A 22,170-nucleotide genomic window follows, 5' to 3' on the forward strand; every position below is an offset into this window, starting at 1 on the left:
ACAATGATGAATGTCCCGTTTTATTCGCTGGATTATGTGAATCGCGCTTTAGGCGACGCCCTGCGCGAATCTTTTTCTGATGTCCTTGATTCAAAGTGGTTTATTCGCGGAAATCGTTGCTGCGAGTTTGAAGAAGCCTTTGCCGCCTATTGCGGGAAAAAGGCTTGTGTCGGAGTCGGAAACGGTTTGGATGCTTTGACTTTGATGTTGAAGGCGTCGATTCTCCTTGGCCGAATGGCTGAAGGTGACGAAGTCATTGTGCCGGCGAATACATTTGTGGCGACTGTTTTGGCGGTGCGCGCGGCGGGTCTTGTTCCTGTGTTAGTGGAACCCAATCGCGATACCTGCGTTTTGGATGTTTCCCGTTTGGCGGAAGCCTGCTCCGAAAAGACCCGCGCCATTTTGACGGTGCATCTGTACGGTCGTCTGGCAGATATGTCTGCGATTTGTGAATTCGCGAAGGCGAAAGGGTTGCTCGTATTTGAAGATGCCGCCCAAGCTCACGGAGCTGCTTTAGATGTAAATAATCTCTCGTCTCTCGTCTCTCGTCTCTCGTCTAATGCAGCGGCCTATAGCTTTTACCCGACTAAAAACCTCGGCGCCATGGGCGACGGGGGAGCGGTGGTGACTGATGACTTGGAACTTGCCCAGGTGGTAAAGTCCCTTGGCAATTACGGTTCTCGCGAAAAATACGTGAATCAGTATGTGGGCGTAAATTCCCGCCTTGATGAAATTCAGGCGGCCATTCTGCTTGCAAAGCTTCCACATCTTGATGCCTGGAATGCCCGCCGTCAAGAAATTGCGGCTCGCTACTGTGCCGAAATCAAGAATCCGCTAGTGCGTGTAACGCCGGTTCCCGCGAACCCGAAGTCGCATGTGTGGCATGTTTTCCCGGTATTCTGCGAAGCCCGTGACGATTTGCAAAAGTTCCTGAAGGATCGTGGTGTAGAAACGCTGATTCATTACCCCATTCCGCCTCACAAGCAAGAGGCTTTTGCGGGGGCGCTTTCTCGCGGTGAACTTCGCCACGGAAATCTTCCCATTGCCGAAGAACTGGCCCGCACGGAACTCAGCATTCCGATGGGTCCGGCCATGACCGATGAACAAGTTGCTTACGTCATCGAAACCATCAATGCCTATGCCCGCTAAACAGAATTACACAAAGCTTTTTGCGGGCTCCGGCGCAGTCACCTTGTTTAATGCGCTTCGTGCGTTTGCAATCAACAAGCTGCTTGCGATATTCCTGCCGCCCGCCGCATTTGCCTGCGTCGGTCAGTTCCTGAATTTAATGAATATTGGCCAGGCTACGTCCTCGTTGGCAATGCAGAACGGTTGGACCGCCTTGACGGCCCAGAATAAGGACAATCGCGAAAAGCTTCTTGGCATCTGGCGCGGCGGACTTCGCCTTACGACCATGGGAAGTCTGCTTACTTTTGTGGTGGCGCTCCTGTTCTGCTTTATGGCTCCGCTCCAGGTGCTTTTGCCAGGGGTGCCGACACGCCTTGCCCAGGCCGCCATCTTGTTTGCCCTTCCTGGAATCCTTGCAACAAATATCATTACCATAACGGCTGCGGTCATGAATGGCCTTGGCGAAAACCGCAAGTGGGCGACCATCAACATGGTGGCTTCGGTGTGGCAGGTGTTGTGGGTGGCCTTCTTCCTTTATACGGGGCGCCTTTCGGTGCTGTCTATTATTGCAACTCAATCGATTGTGGCTGCCCTTTTTGCCGCCCAGATTGCGAGTCGCGCAGGCTTTAGCGTTAAGTATATTTGGAAGACTGCCCTTGATACACGGGGACCGTGGCTGTCTTATGCGCTGATGGGACTTATCCCGATGGTGCTTGCACCAGTGGTGCTGACCTTCATCCGAACGATTGTGAACATGCATTTTGGCGGTGATGCTGCAGGTATCTGGCAGAGCGTGTGGAAGGTTTCCGATTTTCTCTTTATGGCAATGTCTGCCATTTTGACGGTGGTTCTTTTGCCGCGGGTTTCGCCCCAGATGACTCGCCAAGAATTTTTCTCCATGTTCCATCCGCTGCTGTTCCGCATCATGGGAATTTCCCTTGTGATGGTCGGGGCGCTCTATTTTGGCCGGAGCATTCTGGTGCAGGTGCTGTTCTCCAAGGCCTATATGGGCGCCGTTGACTACTTGCCGCTCCAGCTGGTGGGAGATTTCTTTCGGTCGGGGGGCTTTGCACTCGCCTTGGTGCTGATCGCCCGGGCCGAAACCAAGAAGTTCTTGGCGGTTGAAATTGCGTCAGAGGTTTTGCTTGCGGTCGGTTCTTACGTGGGAATCCGCTTGTTTGAATTCAATGGCCCTATGATAGCGTACGCTTTTGAAAATTTCGTGTATATGGTTGTACTTTACATTATTGTGCGGAGGCTCAAGTGGAATACTCCATAACGAACATGTTCGCGCAAAAAATGACGGAGAACGTTTACGTGAAGGCCTTCGCTCAGGGTGAAGAAACCGAACAGCGTGAACTTCCGCCGGTTGTATCGGTGCTGATGGCAAGCTACAATCATGAGAAATTTGTGGAGGCTGCCGTTCGTTCCGTAATGGCTCAGAGAGGCGTCGCCTTTGAATTGATTGTCATTGATGACGGCAGCAAGGATTCGTCTCCAAAGATTCTGGAAAAGCTGCAGGCTGAACTCGGCTTTACCTATGTCCATCGCGAAAACAAGGGCTTGATGCCTACGATGCACGAATTGTTGTCGATGGCTCGGGGCAAATATTTCTGCACCTTTGCTTCCGACGATATCATGCCCAAGGGCAGGCTAGAAGCCCAGGCAACGTATCTGGAATCGCATCCCGAAGATCCGATGTGTTTTGGACAGATTATTGTGATGGATGCCGAAGGCCGTCACGGCGACACTCCCGATCCTCGCTACACGCGTTCTATTCCTCGGGTGACCTTTGAGCAGTTCTTCCTTGGACAGCGGGAAATTCACGGCTGCACCGAAATGATCCGCCTGAACGTTTTCCGCGAAATGGGCGGTTACGATTCCGAGTATCCCTTCGAAGATTTTCCGCAGTGGCTCAAGTTCCTGCATAAGTACGGTTCATTGCCGGTACTGCCGGCGTTGTGCTGCTATTATCGCGTTCACGGCAACAATATGTCGTCGAATCGTGCTTTGATGTACGGAACATTCTTGAAGGTGCTGGAACGTTACAAAGACCATCCTCTTTATCCTAAGGTGGTCAAGATTTGGAAATCTCACTGGTTTTCTGCTTTGTGCTATTCGGACAAGAAAGAGGCGCTTCGCAAGCTACCGGAACTAGGGTCGTTTTCGCTTCCGTTCCTCAAGCGTTTACCGAAACTGTTTATTCCGCGCTTCTTGCTTAAGCAGTAAATTTCCGGATGATTTTATTGACGCATCCTGCAAAGCCAAGGGTTTGCAGGTTTGTCCATAATGCTAACGGCACAGAAAGTGCCTTGGCAATGGGGCGGGGGTACTTGGCGAACAGGGCTTGCCTGCGGGCGATTCCCTTGCGGACAGATTCCGGTCGCCAGGCGCTACTGAAATGATGAATGCTGTAGGTGGCATCGGTGGTGCGGATCATTCCGTCGGTAAAGCTCTTTGGCGAAAAAACATCTTCGCCCATGATGGTCAGGTCGAACTTCTTGAATGCTTCTTGAAGAATGTTCGGAAGCACCATCTGGTCTACTTCATCTTCGTCGTAGCTGAAATTCTGTTCCTTGTAATAATCAAGAAGCGCTTGCAAGGGGGCAAAGCCAGCTTCGCATCCCATCGTTGCCGCTTCAATTCGCTGGGAACCGTTTTCGTAGCCGAAAAAGTATGTCCCTTGGAGAAGTTCGTCGAAGGGCTTCAAAACTTCCACATCGGTGTCGAGATAAATGCCGCCTTCCGTGTACAGTGCGTAAAGCCTTACGGCATCGGCTGCAAAAGCCCAACGTTTTTCTGCAAGTGCTTCTTTGACCCAGAGTAGGTTTGTAGAGAGGGCTTTTTCGGCGTCCCACTTGACCCATTCAAAGTCGGGCAAGAACTTATGCCAACTTTCAATGCAGCGCTGGATGCTTTCGGGGAAGGGCTCGCCAGAAAACCAACAGTAGTGAAGTTTTTTAGGAATCATCCGAACCTCCGGAGTGCTAATCCGAAGAGAGCTTTCCCGCCAAAGGAAATCAGGGCGGCCGCCTTGTTGCGAGTGCGGCTGTTGGCGTTGAAAAGCGTTTCTTGACGGAATTCCTTGATATGTTTCCAGGCCCGCTCCCTAAAATCCTTGAATTCGTTGGTGTCGGGCGTTCGCATTAGAATGCTGCAACTGGCGCTAAAAAGATTACTGTGGGCGGCCCGCTGGAGTTCTGCATCTTTGCCTTTTACAAGTGTGCAGATTCTTTCGGCGATGTTCAGCAGTTCAGCTTTTTGTCGGTTGTATGCAGTTGCAAGAATACTGGTGCCGTGTCGGCGGTTCAAGTAAAGCGGCTCGGGAACGAATGCGATTTTTTTTGCCTCCAAGAGCACTTGCGGGATGCAGTCCATGTCTTCAAAATAGATTCCCGGCGTAAACTTGCGACTTTGCCAAATTTGGGAGTCGTAGAGTTTGCTCCAGGCGGAGTAATCGGGGCCGTTCTTTTGGTAGAGTGCTCGTTCCAACGCTTTTTCGGAGGAAAGCGCTATAGCCTTCGTCGTTGAAGTTTCGCTGTTGCCGATATCGGATTCTTTCCAGAAAAGGCGCTTGTCGCTACAGGCGATGCTTGCGTTGTTTTGTTTTGCCGCGTCTAAAAGTTTTTGCAGAAAAGTGGGGACCAGCATATCGTCGCTGTCCACGAAGGTTATCCAATTTCCGCGAGCGGCTTTAATTCCTGTGTTGCGCGCTTCGGAAAGCCCTTTGTTTTCTTGATGGAAAATGACGAAACGATTGTCTTTGGTTGCAATTTGTTCAACGATGGCTGCACTCCTGTCTGTGGAACCATCATTTACGATAACGATTTCAAAGTCTGTAAAAGTCTGCGCTAACACACTATTCAAGCAATCCTCAAGGAATTGCTCCATGTTGTAGACTGGTATGATGACGCTGACTTCTGGCACTATTTTTACTGGTTTAAATTCTGGACGACTTCGCCCCAACCCATTTGCACAATGGCGCCGGCGCGAACCAGGTTGCCTTGCGCTTCTTCGTATTCTTTTAGGATTTGGCTCCATTCCGACACGTCGCGGCGGAACTTGACATCTTTGTGAATGCGTTTCAGGAGCATGTCCTGTTTCCACTGGGCGGCGGCAGAAAGCTTTTGACAAGAAACATCGAGTGCGTCCAGGTAAGCGGGAACGGCGTCAAGGAAAGTCTTTTCGAAGGGCTTTGCCTTGGACTTTGCCTGTAAGACCAGGTTTTTCTGGTTGATGGCGTTCTTGCGAATTTCGCTCATCAGGCGCACGATACGCTCAAAATCCACCTGAGGCCAAAAAAGGCTGAACGGCCACATCTTTTTCCAGTGGAATTTGAACATGGATTCATGCGCGGTGTTTTTGGCGCGTATCAACTCTTTCAGGTTTTCAAAAATGACCTGGGACGGGAGCTTTTCTTTGTTTTCTTGATCGCTCATGGGCAGCAATATACTAAAAAAGGGGATGTTTTCTGTAAAAAAGCCTTAAATTTCCGAAAGTTTGCTTGTTTTTTTTTATTTTGGAAGTAAATTCTATATGCAAAAAACTTGCAAAAGGATACTTATGGACAAAAAGAAATTCAAAATTTTGATGATTGTCGATATTGTGCTCATTATCGGCTTGTTTGCCTTGATGATGGTTCTAAAGGGCCAGTACAATGATCAGGCCCAGAAGTCGGTCAAGGAACAGGTGGATGCCTACCTTGAACTGTCTAACGGTGCCGTTCAGGACCAGTGGAAGTCTGTGGACCAGTATGGCATGGCATGGCGTCTGGTTTATGCAACTGTTACCACTGCAAAGACTGAAGCTGCTTTTGATGCTGCAGTCAAGGCAATCGAAGAAGACAAGGATGCTCGCTTCAAGCAGCTTTCTTATATGTACGAAGCTGCAGGCATTCCGCCCCAGGCTCAGAATTCCATTTATGAAAAGGCTGGCCTCGCCGACAAGTTCTTGTTGAAGAACGAAGGTGGCGTTAAGGAAGTCGCATGCGGCAAGAACTGCGTGATTTCCTTTACCTTTGCTAAGGGTAAGCTCAAAAAGGCTGACTACAAGGCCCTTACCGAATACAACATGGCTGAAAACTTTAAGCTCGAAGCCCCTGCGGCCTACCACTTTGAATAAGGAGCTGTACCAATGAACGTAAAGAATATTTCGATTGCACTCACCGTTCTGGTTATCGCTCTCCTTGCAACGCTTTTGATGCAGAAGGGTAGTTACGTTTCTCAGGCTACGGAACACTACACCAAGACCACCACCAACTCTTACAAGGGTGCCTCCAAGATCATCGAATACGTGAACAACTCTATCGATGTGAACAAGGGCGTGTGGTCCTTGGCTTGCGAAGCTGTGCAGACTGTAAAGACTTCTCAGGATCAGGCTCGTCTTGAATCCAAGTACTTCCCGTCTACCAAGGGCTCCATGAGCATTGCGAACATGACTCGCCGCTTTGAAGCTACGGGTGCCTACTACATCGTTTCCAAGTTCTCCAAGGTTGAAGTCGACAAGAAGACCGAAGTCAAGTCTCTTGCTGGCCTCGTCTCTGTGAACGTGAACGCTCTCGTCGGTAATCCGGGCGAAGAAATTGAGGAAGCTGAGGAAGGCGAAGAAGGCGCAGAAGAAGCCGTTGAAGAAGCTCCGGCTCCGAAGAAGGCCGCAAAGCCTGCTAAGGCCGCCAAGGGCAAGAAAGGCAAGAAGGGCAAAAAGCGCTAATCTTTTGACTCTCAACGAGTTAGAAAATTGTAAGAAACGACCCGCTCTGCGGGCCGTTTCTTAGTTATGAGCGCGCCTTGCTTAGGCAAGGCTTTGAGGTCTGAGCATTGAGTTAAAGTATGCGCAATTATAAAAGCTCATAGCTCAGAGCGAAGCGAGCTCATACCTCATACCTAATTTCTATCTTTACCGCGTGAAAAAATAAACTCAACTGAGGTTAAATAATGCTCATTTTACGTGGTACGCCGGCTCTGTCGGATTTCCGTCTCCAGAAACTTTCTTCCGATTTCAAGAGCGCAGGCCTTTCTGTCGCTTCCGTTTACGCTGAATTCCTGCACGTGGTGGATCTGTCCGCCGACCTGACCGATGCAGAAACCGAAACTTTGAAGAAGGTGCTGCATTACGGTCCGGCCCGCGAACCCAAGGCTCTCGAAGGCGAACTCTTTGTGGTTTGCCCGCGTCCGGGTACCATCAGCCCGTGGAGCTCCAAGGCTACCGATATCGCTCACATCTGCGGTCTCCCGGCTATCAAGCGCATCGAACGCGCTATCGCTTACTATGTGAAGTTTGAAGGTGCCGTTCCCGCCGGTGCCCGCGAAAAGATTTCGGCCAAGATTCACGACCGCATGACCCAGGCCGTTTTCGCCGACACCGTCTCCTTGGAAGTCCTCTTCAGCAAGGAAGAACCGCGTCCGCTGAACGTGATTCCGGTGCTTACCGAAGGTCGCGAAGCCCTCGTGAAGGCCGACAAGGAAATGGGCCTCGCTCTTTCCTCCGACGAAATCGATTACTTGGTCAAGAACTTCACCGAACTCAAGCGCAATCCGACCGACGTGGAACTCTACATGTTCGCACAGGCCAACTCGGAACACTGCCGCCACAAGGTGTTCGGTGCCGAATGGACGATTGATGGTGTTAAGCAGGACAAGTCCCTGTTCCAGATGATCAAGAACACCTACCAGCTCCACAACTCTAACATCTTTAGCGCCTACAAGGACAACGCCGCCGTGATGAAGGGCGCTGTCGCTGGCCGCTATTACGCTGACCCGCGCAACAACAAGTACGACTTCCACCACGAAGAAGTCGACATCTTGATGAAGGTCGAAACCCACAACCACCCGACGGCTATTTCTCCGTTCCCGGGTGCCGCTACCGGTAGTGGTGGCGAAATCCGTGACGAAGGTGCCACGGGTAAGGGTTCCAAGCCGAAGGCAGGCCTCACGGGCTTTAGCGTTTCGAACTTGAAACTGCCGGGTGCAGTCCAACCTTGGGAAAAGGACTTTGGTAGCCCGTCCCGCATTGCTTCCGCCCTCGACATTATGATCGAAGGCCCGCTCGGTGGCGCTGCATTCAACAACGAATACGGCCGTCCGAACATCCTCGGTTACTTCCGTACTTTCGAACAGGAAGTCGATGCCCAGAACGGCAAGGAAGTCCGCGGCTACCACAAGCCGATTATGCTGGCTGGTGGTCTCGGTAACATCAAGCATGAACATATCGAAAAGGGCCACATCGATCCGGGTGACCACCTGATCGTGCTCGGCGGTCCGGCCATGCTCATTGGTCTTGGTGGTGGTGCAGCTAGCTCTGTCGCTAACGGTGCCGGTAATGAATCTCTCGACTTTGCCTCTGTGCAGCGTGAAAACCCCGAAATGGAACGCCGCTGCCAGGAAGTCATCGACCGCTGCTGGGCGATGAACGAAGAAAACCCGATTACCTTCATTCACGACGTGGGTGCTGGTGGACTTTCCAACGCCTTCCCGGAACTCGTGAACGATGGCGGTCTCGGTGGTAAGTTTGAACTGCGTAACGTTCCGAACGACGAACCGGGTATGAGCCCGTTCGAAATCTGGAGTAACGAATCCCAGGAACGTTATGTGATCGCTATTGCAGGCGACAAGCTCGACGTGTTCGACGCCATCTGTAAGCGTGAACGCTGCCCGTACGCTGTGGTGGGCGAAGCTATTCCTGAAAAGCACTTGACTCTGACCGACAAACACTTCGGTACGACTCCGATCGACATGCCGCTCGGAGTGCTCCTCGGCAAGCCGCCCCGCATGATCCGTAACGAAAAGAGCCAGAAGCGCCCGCTTTCTTCCACGGTGGTTCCTGCTGATGCCTCCATCAAGGATGTGGCTCACCGCGTGCTTGCTAACCCGACCGTCGCTGACAAGACGTTCTTGATTTCTATCGGTGACCGTTCTGTGACGGGTATGATTTGCCGCGACCAGATGGTTGGCCCGTGGCAGGTTCCGGTTGCTGACTGCGCCGTGACCTCTGCAACTCTCGATACTTATGAAGGTGAAGTCATGAGCATGGGCGAACGCGCTCCGATCGCCTTGATTTCTCCGGCTGCTGCAGCCCGTATGACGGTAGCTGAATCCCTCACCAACATGGCTGCCGCTTGCGTGCCTGATATGGGCCGCGTGAACTTGTCCGCAAACTGGATGGCCACGCCGAACTACGAAGGCGACGGTGCTGACCTTTACGAAGCCGTGAAGTCTATCGGTATGGAACTCTGCCCGGATCTCGGCATCACGATTCCGGTGGGGAAGGACTCCATGAGCATGAGCACCGTGTGGCAGGACGACAAGGGTAGCCACCGCGTGACCGCTCCGATTTCTCTGGTCATCAGTGCCTTTGCTCCGTGCGCCGATGTGCGCAAGACGCTTACCCCGCAGCTGTTGCAGGATAAGGCTTCAACGCTCGTTCTCGTTGATTTGGCCCGCGGTCAGAACCGTATGGGCGCATCCATCGCCGCACAGGTTTACAACAACCTCGGTGACAAGGCTCCGGATGTCGATTCCGCTCAGGAACTCCGCGCCTTCTTCGAAACCATTCAGAAGCTCAATGCCGCTGGCAAGATTATGGCCTACCACGACAAGAGCGATGGCGGTCTCTACACGACGGTTGCCGAAATGGCATTCGCCGGCCACGTGGGTGTAACGCTCAACGCCGGTGCCCTCAAGGGTAACCTGATTGACGCCCTGTTCAACGAAGAACTCGGTGCCGTACTCCAGGTCAAGAAGGCTGATTTGAAGGCCGTGTTCGAAGCATTCGCTGCTGTCGGCCTCGGCGATACCGTTTCTGAAATCGGTACGCTCAACGATACTTATAACTTGGTCATCGGCGACTACGCCGAAGGTCTTTCCGACCTGCGCGCCATCTGGAGCGACACGACCCGCCGCATCGCGGCCCTCCGCGATAACCCGGATTGTGCCGAAAGCGAATACAAGCTCAAGTTGGAACAGGACGATCCGGGTATCACGCCGAAGGTCACCTTCGACGTGGCGGCGTCCGCCAAGATTGTGAAGGATTTCGCAAGCCGTCCGAAGATGGCAATCCTCCGCGAACAGGGCGTCAACGGCGAACTCGAAATGGCTGCCGCCTTCCAGAAGGCTGGTTTCGAATCTATCGACGTTCATATGACTGACATTCTCGAAGGTCGCGTAAGCCTCAAGGACTTCAATGGTCTCGTTGCCTGCGGTGGCTTTAGCTACGGTGACGTTCTCGGTGCCGGTGAAGGCTGGGCCAAGAGCATCCTCTTCAACCCGAAGGCCCGCGCTGAATTCGAAGCTTACTTCAACCGCAAGGACACCTTCACGCTCGGTGTTTGCAACGGCTGCCAGATGGTTTCTAACCTCAAGGATTTGATTCCGGGCGCCAAGCACTGGCCGCGCTTTGTGCAGAACCTTTCTGAACGTTTCGAAGCCCGTTACTGCTCCTTGAAGGTCGAAGATACTCCGGCTGTGCTCCTCAAGGGCATGGCAGGCTCCGTGCTCCCGATTGCGGTCGCACACGGCGAAGGCCGCGCAGAATTCGCTAGCCGCGAAGCTGCTGAAGCCTGCCTGGGGACCGGTCTCGTGGCGCTCCGCTACGTGGACGGCAAGCACGAATACACCGAACGCTACCCGCTGAACCCGAACGGCTCTCCGTTCGGTATCAACGGCCTCTGCTCCGAAGACGGTCGCGCCCTCGTCATGATGCCGCACCCGGAACGCGTGTTCCGTACCTGCCAGTATTCCTGGCATCCGGCAGAATGGGGCGAAGATGGTCCGTGGATGCAGTTGTTCCGCAACGGTCGTATATTTGTGACCGAAAAGGGCTAATGCTAGGGAAAATATTTGCTAGGCCCTTTTCTCTCGCCTCCGCCCTCAGCTTACACTTGAGGGCTTCGGCTCACGGGTCGGCTAATTTTTGTAAGTTGTTTTGGCACGTTTTTTTGAATTAAGAGGATATATGAAGGCAAAACTCCTGGCTCTTGTTTCATTGGCTTCGCTGTTTTTCTTGAACGGCTGTAACGGTATCGGCGACAAGGATACTCTCCTTGCTCGCATCGATAAAGAAAAAGTCTATCAAGAAGACTATACGTTGCTCATGAAAAATGGAGAAACGTACCATGTTTCTAAAGGTCAGTTCTTGTACGATATGCTCTATTCAAAGGCAGCTCTTGTAACGAGGGCTCTCGCTGAATATCCTGAATTGGCTGATGAATGGGAAAAGCATTATGCGGATTTGGAATCTCGTGTTTTGATGATGGTGTACCAGCGCTATTATGTCATGGAATGCATGATGTATAGCGATGCGGAACTGCGTCAGTTCTACGATGCCAATCGCAACCTGTTCCCAGCTGATTCTACGGGTGAATTCTTGATGGCACGCGGCGATGTCGCAAGCTACTACTATGTTTCAAAGAACCAGGAACGGTTTGATGCGTATGTGAAAGATACGCTTAAACTGGAAAATCCTTCGGAAGAAGAACTCCTGAAGCAGAAGAAGAATTATGCGGGTATGCATCGTCGCGCATTGCGTCAAGAAATGTCGGAGAATGTTCTTGAAAAGGCTCATATTGGCCTTCAAGAAGTTACTGCAGTCGACGCAAAGGCCTATTATAACAAGCACAAAGATGAATTCATGACCGTTCCTGGCTATGAATTGTACCATGTGCAGGGCGATTCCGCGAAGCTTGCCAACTTGTTTGCCGAAACGCCGACTCTGGAGCAGTTCAAGGCTGCTGCATATACCAATAGCTCCAATCAGAAAACGGCAAAAGATAGCGGCTATGTGGGGCATGTCAAGCAGAATTATGCTTTGCCCTATGGCATTGGCATGGTGAACGACCTTTCTGCTGCTTTGGAAGGTAAGGAACCGGGCTTTGTTACGCCGGTGATTCGTGCAAACGATATGAAGAACTTCCATCGCTTCTACCTTGCTGCCGTTGATCCTGCAAAGCTTAAAACCTATGACCGCGTGGGTGCTGGTATCGAAGCCGGCGTCAAGGCTGGAACCTATTTCGATGTGGATTCCTCGACGGTGTTGATTACTGTCGCTGGCAAGCCGGTTTTTACCGAAGCTGATTTGCTTCGCTTTAACGATGCGTATTTCCACCGGGCATTGAGCCAGCAAATTCACCAAAGAATGGTGCAGATGATTGCTGAAACTTTCGCCTATGCTGAACTTGCAAAGGAAGCGAAGCTGAATCACTCTTGGGAATACAGGGCTTTGTACCGCTTCAACCGTTTGGAGTTCCTGTCGAGTCGTTATATCGATAAAAAATTATTTGGCAAGGATATTCCGGAAGATTCCTTGAAGGCTTTCTACGATCGTGTGGGCAAGTACGTTCATCCTGGTTATACTTACGAACAGGCCAAGGATTTGTTGCACAAGATGGCTTTGTTCCCCGAAAATATGTACAAGCATGATTACTACATGTGCTACCGAGTATTTTATGCGGGCAAGACTTACGAACAAAGTATGGGCGAAATTTATAACAAGCTTGTTGGCGAGTATACGGGGACAAAAACCGAAAGGTTTGCTGCAGAAGCCTATGAAAAGGCCGATGTCCATTTGTACGATACGGGTATTGCCGAATTCAAACCCTATAAGACCGCTGATAAGCTGATGGCGCGTGCGGATTCTCTTTACCAGGCTGGTAAGAAGTCCGATGCCTATTATGCGTATCGCGATGTGATGTACGGCTATGCTGAAGATGACAGCCTGTTTGAACGAGTCGCTTATGAAATGGCTCAGATTCAGGGCGAAAACGAAGAATATATGGATGCAGAAGGGGAATACTATGCCTTCTACACCATGTGGCCGAATAGCCCGAATGCCGAAAAGGCCATGTTTAGCCGCGGCTTTATGCTCAACGAAAATTTGGGCTGGAACGACAAGGCTCTCGAAGTGCTTGAAGAATTCCTCCAGAAGTATCCGAACAGCGAACTGAAGGAATCCGCCCAATGGCTCATCGATAACATCAAGAGTAACGGCAAACTGGCCGATGATTTGATGAAAAAGATCGAAGCCGAGGAATAAAAAACCTATATTTCCCACATCTTAAAACAAAAGGTACCTACTATGGAAATGACATTTGCAATGATCAAGCCCAATGCAGTCAAGTCTGGCCTCATTGGACGCATTATCGACCGTTATATCGCTGCAGGCCTCTCCGTCTGCGCCGTGAAGATGCACCAGATGACCTCTGCCGATGCTCGCGGTTTCTACGCCGAACACGTGGAAAAGCCGTTCTTCCCGGAACTCGAAGCCTACATGACCAAGGGCCCGTCCGTGATGCTCGCCCTCGGCGGCGAAAATGCCATTGCCAAGGTTCGCGCTATCAACGGTGCTACCAATCCGGCTAAGGCGGAACCCGGTACCCTCCGCTACGACTTTGCCCCTTCCATGACCGAAAACGTCGTGCACAGCTCTGACAGTCCTGAATCTGCCAAGCGCGAACTCGACTTCTGGTTCAAGGAAGACGAACGCTACGCTTACGAAATGCCGAGCCTCAAGGCCTGCTGCGTCCTCTAAGTTTCAAAAATAACCCCCCTCAAGGAGACACAACTCAATGCAATGGATCGTCAAGTATCTTACCTCTTCCATCGGTAAGAAGCAGATCATGGGATGCACAGGCGCGTTCCTCGCCCTGTTCATCTTCGGCCACATGTGTGGTAACTTCCAGCTTCTGAATTTCGATCAGGCCGCGGCTCAGGCATCCTACAATGCCTACACCGAATTCCTGACCGGATTCAACCCGCTCCACTTCCCGATCAAGATGATTTATCTTGTTGAACTGGTGCTGGTGGCTGCTTTCGCTCTCCACATCTTCCTTGCTATCAAGCTGAAGATCGAGAACAAGAAGGCTCGCGGTGGCATCGACTACGAAGTCAACGCTCGCAAGGGCAAGAAGACTTTCGCAACCTTCACCATGATCTGGTCCGGTCTCTTCATTCTCGGCTTCCTCGTGCAGCACCTCATGATGCTCAAGTTCGGCGAACACTACCTCTATGTGAATGCCGAAGGCGAAATCGTCCGCGACATGTGGCTCACCACCATCCAGATGTTTGCTAACCCGGCTTGGGCTGCATTCTACGTGGTCAGCATGTTCGTGATCGGTATGCACCTCTTCCACGCTATTTCTTCTGCCTTCCAGACCATGGGCATTGCTCACCAGAAGTGGACCCCGATTATCGACATCGCCGGTATCGCTTACAGCATTATCGTTGCCCTCGGTTTCGGTATCACCGCTGTTGCAGCCTTCTACCTCGCTAACCAGCCGGGTACCCAGGCCCTCATCGAAAAGTCCCGCAGCCTTCAGCCGCAGTACGAACAGCAGAAGCAGGAAAAGGAAGCCAAGAAGGCTGCCTTCGTGATTCCTTCTGTTGGCACCGTCGAAGTTTCTTTTAACGCTTAATTTTAAGGAGCCCACTAATGATTCTTGATTCTAAAATCCCCGGTGGTTCCATCGAAGAAAAGTGGACCAAGCACAAGTTCGAACTCAAGCTCGTGAACCCCGCCAACAAGCGTAAGTTCACCGTGATCGTGGTTGGTACTGGCCTTGCCGGTGCTTCTGCCGCCGCATCCCTCGCCGAACTTGGTTACAATGTCAAGTCTTTCTGCATCCAGGATAGTCCCCGTCGCGCACACTCCATTGCTGCCCAGGGTGGTATCAACGCTGCCAAGAACTACAAGAACGACGGCGACTCCGTTTACCGCCTGTTCTACGATACCGTGAAGGGCGGTGACTTCCGCGCTCGCGAAGCCAACGTGCACCGCTTGGCCGAAAACTCCAACCTCATCATCGACCAGTGCGTCGCCCAGGGTGTTCCCTTCGGTCGTGAATACGGTGGCCTCCTCGACAACCGTTCCTTCGGTGGTACGCAGGTTTCCCGTACGTTCTACGCCCGCGGTCAGACGGGTCAGCAGCTCTTGCTCGGTGCCTACCAGGCTCTCATGCGCCAGGTTGCCGCCGGTAAGGTGAAGATGTTCCCCCGCCGCGAAATGATGGACCTCGTCGTGATCGACGGCAAGGCTCGCGGTATCATCGTCCGTAACCTCATCACTGGCGAACTCGAAAGCCACGTGGCTGACGCTGTGTGCCTTTGCACTGGCGGTTACGGTAACGTCTATTACCTTTCTACCAACGCCCAGGGTTCTAACGTGACGGCTGCTTTCCGTGCCTACAAGCGCGGCGCCCTGTTCGCTAACCCCTGCTACACGCAGATTCACCCGACTTGCATTCCTCGCCACGGCGACCTGCAGTCCAAGCTCACCTTGATGAGCGAATCTCTCCGTAACGACGGCCGTATCTGGGTCCCGCGCAAGGCTGGCGACACCCGCAGCCCGGACCAGATCCCCGAAGAAGACCGTTACTACTACCTCGAAGAAAAGTACCCGAGCTTCGGTAACCTCGTGCCCCGTGACGTGGCATCCCGTAACGCCAAGCAGGTCTGCGACGCAGGTCTCGGCGTGGGTAACACCAAGCAGGCCGTGTACCTCGACTTCGCCGACGCTATCCAGCGCATGGGCGTTGCCGGTGTCTCTGCCAAGTACGGCAACCTCTTCCAGATGTACGAAAAGATTACCGACGAAGACCCGTACAAGGTCCCGATGCGTATCTTCCCGGCCATCCACTATACCATGGGCGGCCTCTGGGTGGACTACGATCTGATGTCCACGATTCCGGGCTGCTTCGTTCTCGGTGAAGCCAACTTCTCCGACCACGGTGCAAACCGCCTCGGCGCTTCTGCTTTGATGCAGGGCCTCTCCGACGGTTACTTCGTCATTCCGTTCACCATCGGCGGCTACTTCGCGGGCACCAAGCTCGAGAAGGTTTCCGAATCCGATGCTGCGTTCGAAGACTGCAAGAAGCAGACCGAAGAACGCATCCACAAGCTCCTCTCCATCAAGGGTCACCGCACTGTTAACGATATCCATCGTGAACTCGGTAACATCATGTGGGAATACGTGGGCATGGCTCGTAACGAGGCCGGCCTGAAGACCGCCCTCGAGAAGATTCCGGCCCTCCGTGCCGAATTCTGGGAAAACGTCAACGTGCTCGGTTCCGAAGGTTCCTTCAACCAGAACCTGGAACGTGCTGGCCGCGTGGCTGACTTCCTCGAATTCGCCGAAGTCCTCACTCTCGACGCCCTGCACCGCAAGGAATCTTGCGGCGGCCACTTCCGCGAAGAAAGCCAGACTCCGGAAGGCGAAGCCAAGCGCGACGACGAGAACTTCTGCTACGTGGGTGCCTGGGAATACAAGGGCGACGGTGTCGCACCGGAACTTTCCAAGGAACCTCTTACCTTTGATAACGTCCACCTCGCTACTAGGAGCTACAAATAATGAGCGGACTGAATTTGACTTTGAAGATTTGGCGTCAGAAGGATGCCAAGACCAAGGGACAGTTCGAAACTGTCAAGATTAACGATGTTTCTCCGGACATGTCCTTCCTGGAAATGCTCGACATCGTGAACGAAGAACAGATGAAGCAGGGCAAGGAAGGCTTCGCCTTCGACCACGACTGCCGCGAAGGTATTTGTGGTATGTGCTCCCTCGTCATCAACGGTATGCCGCACGGTCCTGACCATGCGACCACCACTTGCCAGCTGCACATGCGTAAGTTCAAGGATGGCGACACCATCGTGATCGAACCGTGGCGCGCTGCCGCATTCCCGGTTATCCGTGACTGCGCTGTGGACCGTACCGCATTCGACCGCATCATCCAGGCTGGCGGCTTCGTTTCCGTCAACACCGGTGCCGCTCCTGAAGCTTCCACCATTCCGGTTCCCAAGGCTGATGCCGACCGCGCCTTCGACGCTGCCGCCTGTATCGGTTGCGGTGCCTGCGTGGCCGCTTGTAAGAACGCATCTGCAATGTTGTTCGTATCTGCCAAGGTTTCTCACCTCAGTTTCTTGCCGCAAGGCAAGGTCGAAGCCAAGAAGCGCGTTTTGGCCATGGTCGCTCAGATGGACAAGGAAGGCTTCGGCAACTGCACGAACCTTTACGAATGCCAGGCAGCCTGCCCGAAGGGTATCACCGTGGATTACATTGCCAAGATGAACCGCGAATACCTCGGTGCTACCGTGACCTACGCCGAAAAGGTTTATGGCAAAGATTAGCAAGCCGAGCGTCGCGGCGAAGTGCTTGCATTTCGCCATGACCGAGGCGCCGCGAGTCTGCGCTTAAGCCCGCAGGGCGCAAGCGCAACGACTAATTCGATTATATAAAAAAAGGACCGCAGCAATGCGGCCCTTTTTGGCATATAAATGAAATAAATAAAAAAAACAGATATTTTTTATGGTTGGGTTTCTATAAAATCTAACTTTATAGATATATTTGCTTATGTATGGCAGAGCCTGGTAAATGTTTAACATCGCGACAAAAGGAAATCCTCTCCTTGCTTCGTAAGGGGCTTACGAATGCTGAAATTTGCAAGGCGTTGAACATTTCGGCGAATACGGTCAAGGTGCATTTGGCCAACATTTACAAGATTCTCGATGTCACGAACAGGACCGAAGCGGTATCTGTCGATATTGAAAAAGGGAGTGAAAATTCAGCTGCTGACGAAGAAATCCACATCGCATTTATAGATGGGAAATCCTTGGACGGTTGTTCCCCCGCAAAAGAGCTTTACCTATCTATCATACAAGCCTTGAACCGGTATCGGCTTTTTTCGATCAACGAGAGTGAAGAAGCTTCGGCTCCGGCAACGTATCAAGTCAAAATATCCCCGGTCTTGAATAAGGAAAATACCTTCTTTGTAACTCTATACAAAGGAAAAACGGCAGATATTCTTTGGTCGGAATCGCTACAAGTTAATGCGAACGACGATTTTGGACTGATGGGGACGCAGGTGGCAATGCAAATCTTTAGGCTATTGTTCCATTCGGCGGCGCAGACTTATGAACAAAATAAAGAATTGTTTCCCCGGTGGTGGTATGCCACTTCTTTTGCCAATGTCAAAATAGATAATATCTGCCGGGATTCGTTTGATGAAATAATCAACGAATTGGAGCCGTTGGCTAAAGCGGAGAAAAGCCCCATATTTGTACCCTATACGCTTGTTTGGGCCTATTATGTTGCCATAACGGAATCCTGGGTGAACGCTAAAGAGTATGTTGCGAAAATAGAATCGCTTGCCTGTGCTGCAATGCGGAAGAATCCCTATTCTGTATACGCCCAGTTCATGATGGCGGTATACAATATGGCGATTGGGAACAAGAATGGAGCAGTTCCGTACCTTCGGCAGATTTTGGCGGATCTTCCGCAGTGTGTGAGGTCTCGGCGAATTCTGGTCCAGCTCTGTATGTTTGCGGGGCAAATGGACGAGGCCTTGCATTTGCTGAATGAAGGCTCCCGGTTTATTAAAGGGCCAGAAGGCGTGCTCCTTCATTCTACACCAAGGGCGTTCATCTTTTTCTTGCAGGGCAAGTTTGCGGAATGTGAAGAAACGTTGAATCAAGTTCTGATGTTCCATCCGGAATCGACCTTAGCAAGGCTTATGCTGATTGCCTGCAATAACAAGAGGGGCAATTTCAAGGAAAGTGAAAGGCATATACGGGTGTTTTTTGAATACCATCCGAATTTCCTGAAGACTGACCTGGAGCAAATTTTGAAGGGGATTCCTTCGCCTACGAAAGAAGCGCTTCTTGATAGCGTTAGCAACGTTTTTCAGCCATAAAATAACCCCCGAAAATAACCCGTTTGGGCTATAGACAAGTAATACCGTCGTTGTTTATCTTTAAAATGGTTAGGGGATTTTTTATTTCTAAACACCTCGCTCATGACGGTTTAATTTTAGATCGTCATGAGTTTTTTATATTTGGTAAAAAAAGGAGTTTCAATGAAAAAGATTTTTGCGATGTTTGCGGCGGTTGCGTGTGCCGCGGTTCTTTCTGCCTGTAATGACCAGAAGGCGGAATCCAAGGCTCAGGCCGATGAATCCCTGAACAAGGTGAAGGCGGCGGGCGAGTTCGTGCTCGGTCTCGACGATTCTTTTCCGCCGATGGGTTTCCGCGACAAGGACAACAACATCGTGGGCTTTGATATCGACCTCGCTACCGAAGTTTGTGCGCGCCTGGGCGTGAAGCTCAAAACGCAGCCGATTTCCTGGGATGCTAAGGAACAGGAACTGAACACCGGCAAGATTGACTGCATCTGGAACGGCATGAGCGTGGACAGCGCTCGCGCAAAGGCCATGAACCTGAGCGACCCGTATCTCAAGAACCGCATGATTTTCACGGTGAAGGACAAGGCTCTTGCAAATCTCGCTGCCCTCGCCGGCAAGAAGATTGCCGTGCAGAACGGCTCTACCGCCCAGAAGCTCCTGGATGCCTCCGAAGCGGGCAAGGCCGCCAAGGAAATCGTCCCGTTTGACGACAACCAGACGGCGCTCATGGATTTGGACAAGGGCGGCGTGGATGCCGTGTTCCTGGACGAAATTGTGGCCAAGTATTGGATTGTGACGAATGCGAAGGACTACGCGGTGCTTGAGGAAGGTCTCTCCGACGAAGTCTATGCCGTGGGTTTCCGCAAGAAGGACCAGGCCCTGCGTGATGCTGTGAATTCCACCTTGGCTGCCATGAAGGCCGACGGCAAGTTCGACGAAATCTCTGCCAAGTGGTTCGGCAAATAGGTGTGAGGTCGCTCCCTGCGGGAGCTTTGTGGTATGAGTTCGGCGCTGTGCGCCTCTGAGTTAATATGTCTGACCTGAGCAATTTACTCCCGATTCTCTGGGGCGGCTTCTGCACGACGCTCGCCATTTTCGGGCTTACGCTCCTGTTTTCGATTCCGCTGGGCCTGCTTATCGCTGTCCTCAAGATGAGCAAGTGGCGTGTGGTGCGCTACCCGGTATCGTTCTACATCTCGGTGATGCGCGGCACCCCGTTGCTGCTCCAGATTGTGGCGATTTATTTTGGCTCCTACTACCTGAGCGAATATGCGGGCGTGGATTTTTCGTTTGACCGCTTCCCGGCGGTAATCGTGGCGTTCTCGATAAACTATGCGGCTTACTTTGCCGAAATTTTCCGCGGCGGTATCCAGTCCATACCCAAGGGGCAGTACGAGGCGGCCTACATGCTGGGCATGACCCGCACGCAGACGTTCTTCCGCATCATCCTCCCGCAGGTGGCGAAGCGCGTAGTGCCCGCGAGCGCGAACGAAGTCATTACGCTGGTGAAGGACACCTCCCTTGCGCAGGTGATTGCGGTGACGGAACTTTTTGCGTTGGCCAAGAAACAGCAGGCCGCCTACGCGAGCATTTACCCGCTGTTCGTGGCGGGCGTATTCTACTATGTGGCGAACCTTTTGCTGAGCGTGCTTTTTGCCTACGTGGAACGCAAGCTCAATTACTATAAGTGAGGCGTGGAATGGAAAATGTGAATGAATCTGCGCCGATCCTGAAAGTTGAACATGTCAAGAAGTCCTTTGGCGACTTGCATGTGCTCAAGGATATCTCTTTTGACCTGAAGGCGGGTGAGGTGCTCTCGATTATCGGGCCCAGCGGTTCCGGCAAGAGTACGCTGTTGCGCTGCCTTACCCAGCTCGAAACGGTTGACGGTGGCCTGGTGCAGGTCGATGGCAAGGACATGGTGGTGCCTAATGCTTCGGCGAAGGGCCCGGCGGTCAAGTATGCGCCGGCGAAAACGCTCCGCGATATTCGACTTTCTACGGGGCTCGTGTTCCAGAATTTCAACCTGTTCCCGCACCTGACGGTGCTCCAGAACCTTTGCCTCGCTCCGGTGCGCGTGCTTGGGGACGAACGCAAAGAAGCCCGCGCCATGGGGCGATTCTTGCTTAGACGCATGGGCCTCGAGGGTAAGGAAAAGGCTTACCCCTGCGAACTCAGCGGTGGCCAGCAGCAGCGCGTGTCCATTGCCCGCGCACTCGCGATGAACCCGAAGATTCTTTTCTTCGACGAGCCGACCTCTGCGCTGGACCCGGAACTCACTGGCGAAGTGCTCAAGATTATCAAGAAGCTTGCCGAAGACAAGATGACGATGGTTATCGTGACGCATGAAATGGCTTTTGCCCGTGATGTGGCGGATAAGGTCATCTTTATGGACGGCGGTGTCATCGTGGAGCAGGGATCCCCCGACCACGTGTTCCGCGAATCGGGTAACGAACGCCTCGCGCAGTTCCTGTCAAGATTTTCTAAAAATTGATTTCTTGTAACATAAAAAGGGACCGCAGCGATGCGGCCCTTTTTACATTTTTTAGCAGTTAGCTTGCTACTGCCGCTTTTTTTTTCTTATTTTTTAGGGCGAAGAAGGATTGTAAAGTGAAAAAGATTTTTGCGTTTATAGCCTTTATCACCTTTGCTGTGGTATTCATCGGTTGTGAAAAAAAAGATGATTCCTACAAGAAGGTCATTGAAAAGGGCGAATTAGTCATTGGCCTCGATGCATATTATCCGCCTATGGGCTTTTATGACCAGGACGGTGACATCGTTGGCTTTGATATAGATCTTGCCGTAGAAGTTTGCGCCCGTCTGGGCATCAAACTCAAGACGGTTCCGATTACTTGGGAAAACAAGGAACATGAACTGAATTCGGGTGCAATTGACTGCATCTGGAATGGCATGAGTGTCGATAGCTCCCGCGCTTTGACCATGAGTTTGAGCGATCCGTACTTTAATAATGGCATGTACTTTTTGGTGAAGGATTCTTCGCTTGCGAATATGGATTCCCTTAAAAATAGGAGAATTGCCTTGCAGAAGGGCTCCACTTCGCAAGACCATCTGGTCACATCCGAGATAGGGATGTCCGCTAAGGAAATCGTTGCTTTTGAAGACAACCTCAAGGCGCTTGCGGCATTGGACAGCGGCGATGTCGATGTTGTGTACATGGATAAAGTCATCGCAGAGTATTTGATTTTTAAATCCAAGAAAGAATACTTCTTGTGGGCGGATCCTCATATTAAAGAAAAACTTGCTATCGGTTTCCGCAAGAACGACCTTGCTCTCCGCGATGCCGTAAATGATATGATGAAGGCGATGAAGGTCGATGGTCGTTTTGTGAAAATTTCAATGAAATGGTTTGGCAAATAAGTTTG

General features: G+C 51.9%; 19 protein-coding genes. 16 read left to right on the forward strand and 3 right to left on the reverse strand.

Annotation, left to right across the window (positions count from 1 at the left end):
• The first annotated feature begins 3 nt into the window (after positions 1-3).
• Genes BUA40_RS00920 through BUA40_RS00930 form a run of 3 tightly spaced genes read left to right on the forward strand, consistent with a single transcriptional unit; the run spans position 4 to position 3,357 of the window.
• Positions 4-1,149, forward strand: coding sequence for a DegT/DnrJ/EryC1/StrS family aminotransferase (locus BUA40_RS00920; RefSeq protein WP_072797347.1), 1,146 nt, complete (start codon positions 4-6; stop codon positions 1,147-1,149).
• Complete coding sequence (locus tag BUA40_RS00925; protein WP_072797350.1) at positions 1,100-2,407, forward strand: O-antigen translocase; 1,308 nt, start codon at positions 1,100-1,102, stop codon at positions 2,405-2,407. The genes BUA40_RS00920 and BUA40_RS00925 overlap by 50 nt, the downstream gene beginning before the upstream one ends.
• On the forward strand, positions 2,392-3,357 hold the full coding sequence (locus BUA40_RS00930) for a glycosyltransferase family 2 protein (RefSeq protein ID WP_255369146.1): 966 nt from the start codon (positions 2,392-2,394) through the stop codon (positions 3,355-3,357). The genes BUA40_RS00925 and BUA40_RS00930 overlap by 16 nt, the downstream gene beginning before the upstream one ends.
• Here BUA40_RS00930 and BUA40_RS00935 read toward each other — a convergent pair.
• The 3 genes from BUA40_RS00935 to BUA40_RS00945 are packed head-to-tail and all read right to left on the reverse strand — an operon-like array spanning position 3,347 to position 5,567.
• Complete coding sequence (locus BUA40_RS00935; protein WP_072797353.1) at positions 3,347-4,099, reverse strand: glycosyltransferase family 32 protein; 753 nt, start codon at positions 4,097-4,099, stop codon at positions 3,347-3,349. The genes BUA40_RS00930 and BUA40_RS00935 overlap by 11 nt on opposite strands.
• Entirely contained in the window at positions 4,096-5,169 is a 1,074-nt protein-coding gene (locus tag BUA40_RS00940) for a glycosyltransferase family 2 protein (RefSeq protein WP_083585212.1), read from the reverse strand. Before BUA40_RS00940 ends, BUA40_RS00935 begins: the two co-directional genes overlap by 4 nt.
• Positions 5,061-5,567: a hypothetical protein gene (locus BUA40_RS00945; protein ID WP_072797355.1), complete on the reverse strand. Its 507-nt coding sequence runs from the start codon at positions 5,565-5,567 to the stop codon at positions 5,061-5,063. The genes BUA40_RS00940 and BUA40_RS00945 overlap by 109 nt, the downstream gene beginning before the upstream one ends.
• A gap of 124 nt (positions 5,568-5,691) precedes the next feature.
• Between BUA40_RS00945 and BUA40_RS00950 the strand changes: the two genes are divergently transcribed.
• The 13 genes from BUA40_RS00950 (at position 5,692) to BUA40_RS01010 (ending at position 22,165) form a co-directional block, all read left to right on the forward strand.
• Positions 5,692-6,249 carry a hypothetical protein gene (locus BUA40_RS00950; protein WP_072797356.1) on the forward strand — a complete coding sequence of 186 codons (558 nt, stop codon included), beginning with the start codon at positions 5,692-5,694 and terminating at the stop codon, positions 6,247-6,249.
• A 12-nt stretch (positions 6,250-6,261) separates the two neighbouring features.
• Positions 6,262-6,837 (forward strand): hypothetical protein, encoded by a 576-nt coding sequence (locus tag BUA40_RS00955; RefSeq protein WP_072797357.1) that lies wholly within the window; start codon positions 6,262-6,264, stop codon positions 6,835-6,837.
• 224 nt (positions 6,838-7,061) lie between these two features.
• Positions 7,062-10,946 (forward strand): phosphoribosylformylglycinamidine synthase, encoded by a 3,885-nt coding sequence (purL, locus tag BUA40_RS00960; RefSeq protein WP_072797358.1) that lies wholly within the window; start codon positions 7,062-7,064, stop codon positions 10,944-10,946.
• Positions 10,947-11,076: 130 nt separating this feature from the next.
• Positions 11,077-13,152, forward strand: a complete 2,076-nt coding sequence (locus BUA40_RS00965) for a peptidyl-prolyl cis-trans isomerase (protein ID WP_072797359.1) — start codon at positions 11,077-11,079, stop codon at positions 13,150-13,152.
• 42 nt (positions 13,153-13,194) lie between these two features.
• The gene (gene ndk, locus BUA40_RS00970; RefSeq protein WP_072797367.1) at positions 13,195-13,647 is read left to right on the forward strand and encodes a nucleoside-diphosphate kinase; all 453 of its coding nucleotides are present in this window, start codon (positions 13,195-13,197) and stop codon (positions 13,645-13,647) included.
• 37 nt (positions 13,648-13,684) lie between these two features.
• Positions 13,685-14,530, forward strand: a complete 846-nt coding sequence (locus tag BUA40_RS00975) for a succinate dehydrogenase cytochrome b subunit (RefSeq protein ID WP_072797369.1) — start codon at positions 13,685-13,687, stop codon at positions 14,528-14,530.
• A gap of 17 nt (positions 14,531-14,547) precedes the next feature.
• Complete coding sequence (locus tag BUA40_RS00980) at positions 14,548-16,461, forward strand: fumarate reductase/succinate dehydrogenase flavoprotein subunit (RefSeq protein ID WP_072797371.1); 1,914 nt, start codon at positions 14,548-14,550, stop codon at positions 16,459-16,461.
• Positions 16,461-17,237, forward strand: coding sequence for a succinate dehydrogenase/fumarate reductase iron-sulfur subunit (locus BUA40_RS00985; protein ID WP_014547104.1), 777 nt, complete (start codon positions 16,461-16,463; stop codon positions 17,235-17,237). The genes BUA40_RS00980 and BUA40_RS00985 overlap by 1 nt, the downstream gene beginning before the upstream one ends.
• Before the next feature lie 227 nt (positions 17,238-17,464).
• Positions 17,465-18,799 carry a LuxR C-terminal-related transcriptional regulator gene (locus BUA40_RS00990; protein ID WP_072797373.1) on the forward strand — a complete coding sequence of 445 codons (1,335 nt, stop codon included), beginning with the start codon at positions 17,465-17,467 and terminating at the stop codon, positions 18,797-18,799.
• Positions 18,800-18,961: 162 nt separating this feature from the next.
• Complete coding sequence (locus tag BUA40_RS00995) at positions 18,962-19,753, forward strand: amino acid ABC transporter substrate-binding protein (protein WP_072797375.1); 792 nt, start codon at positions 18,962-18,964, stop codon at positions 19,751-19,753.
• A gap of 65 nt (positions 19,754-19,818) precedes the next feature.
• On the forward strand, positions 19,819-20,478 hold the full coding sequence (locus BUA40_RS01000; protein ID WP_072797377.1) for an amino acid ABC transporter permease: 660 nt from the start codon (positions 19,819-19,821) through the stop codon (positions 20,476-20,478).
• Positions 20,479-20,486: 8 nt separating this feature from the next.
• Positions 20,487-21,281: an amino acid ABC transporter ATP-binding protein gene (locus BUA40_RS01005; RefSeq protein WP_072797383.1), complete on the forward strand. Its 795-nt coding sequence runs from the start codon at positions 20,487-20,489 to the stop codon at positions 21,279-21,281.
• Between the two features lie 116 nt (positions 21,282-21,397).
• Positions 21,398-22,165 carry a transporter substrate-binding domain-containing protein gene (locus tag BUA40_RS01010; protein ID WP_072797385.1) on the forward strand — a complete coding sequence of 256 codons (768 nt, stop codon included), beginning with the start codon at positions 21,398-21,400 and terminating at the stop codon, positions 22,163-22,165.
• Positions 22,166-22,170 lie beyond the last annotated feature (5 nt).

This window comes from Fibrobacter sp. UWT2 (assembly GCF_900142545.1).
In the GTDB taxonomy this organism is placed as follows: Bacteria; Fibrobacterota; Fibrobacteria; order Fibrobacterales; family Fibrobacteraceae; genus Fibrobacter.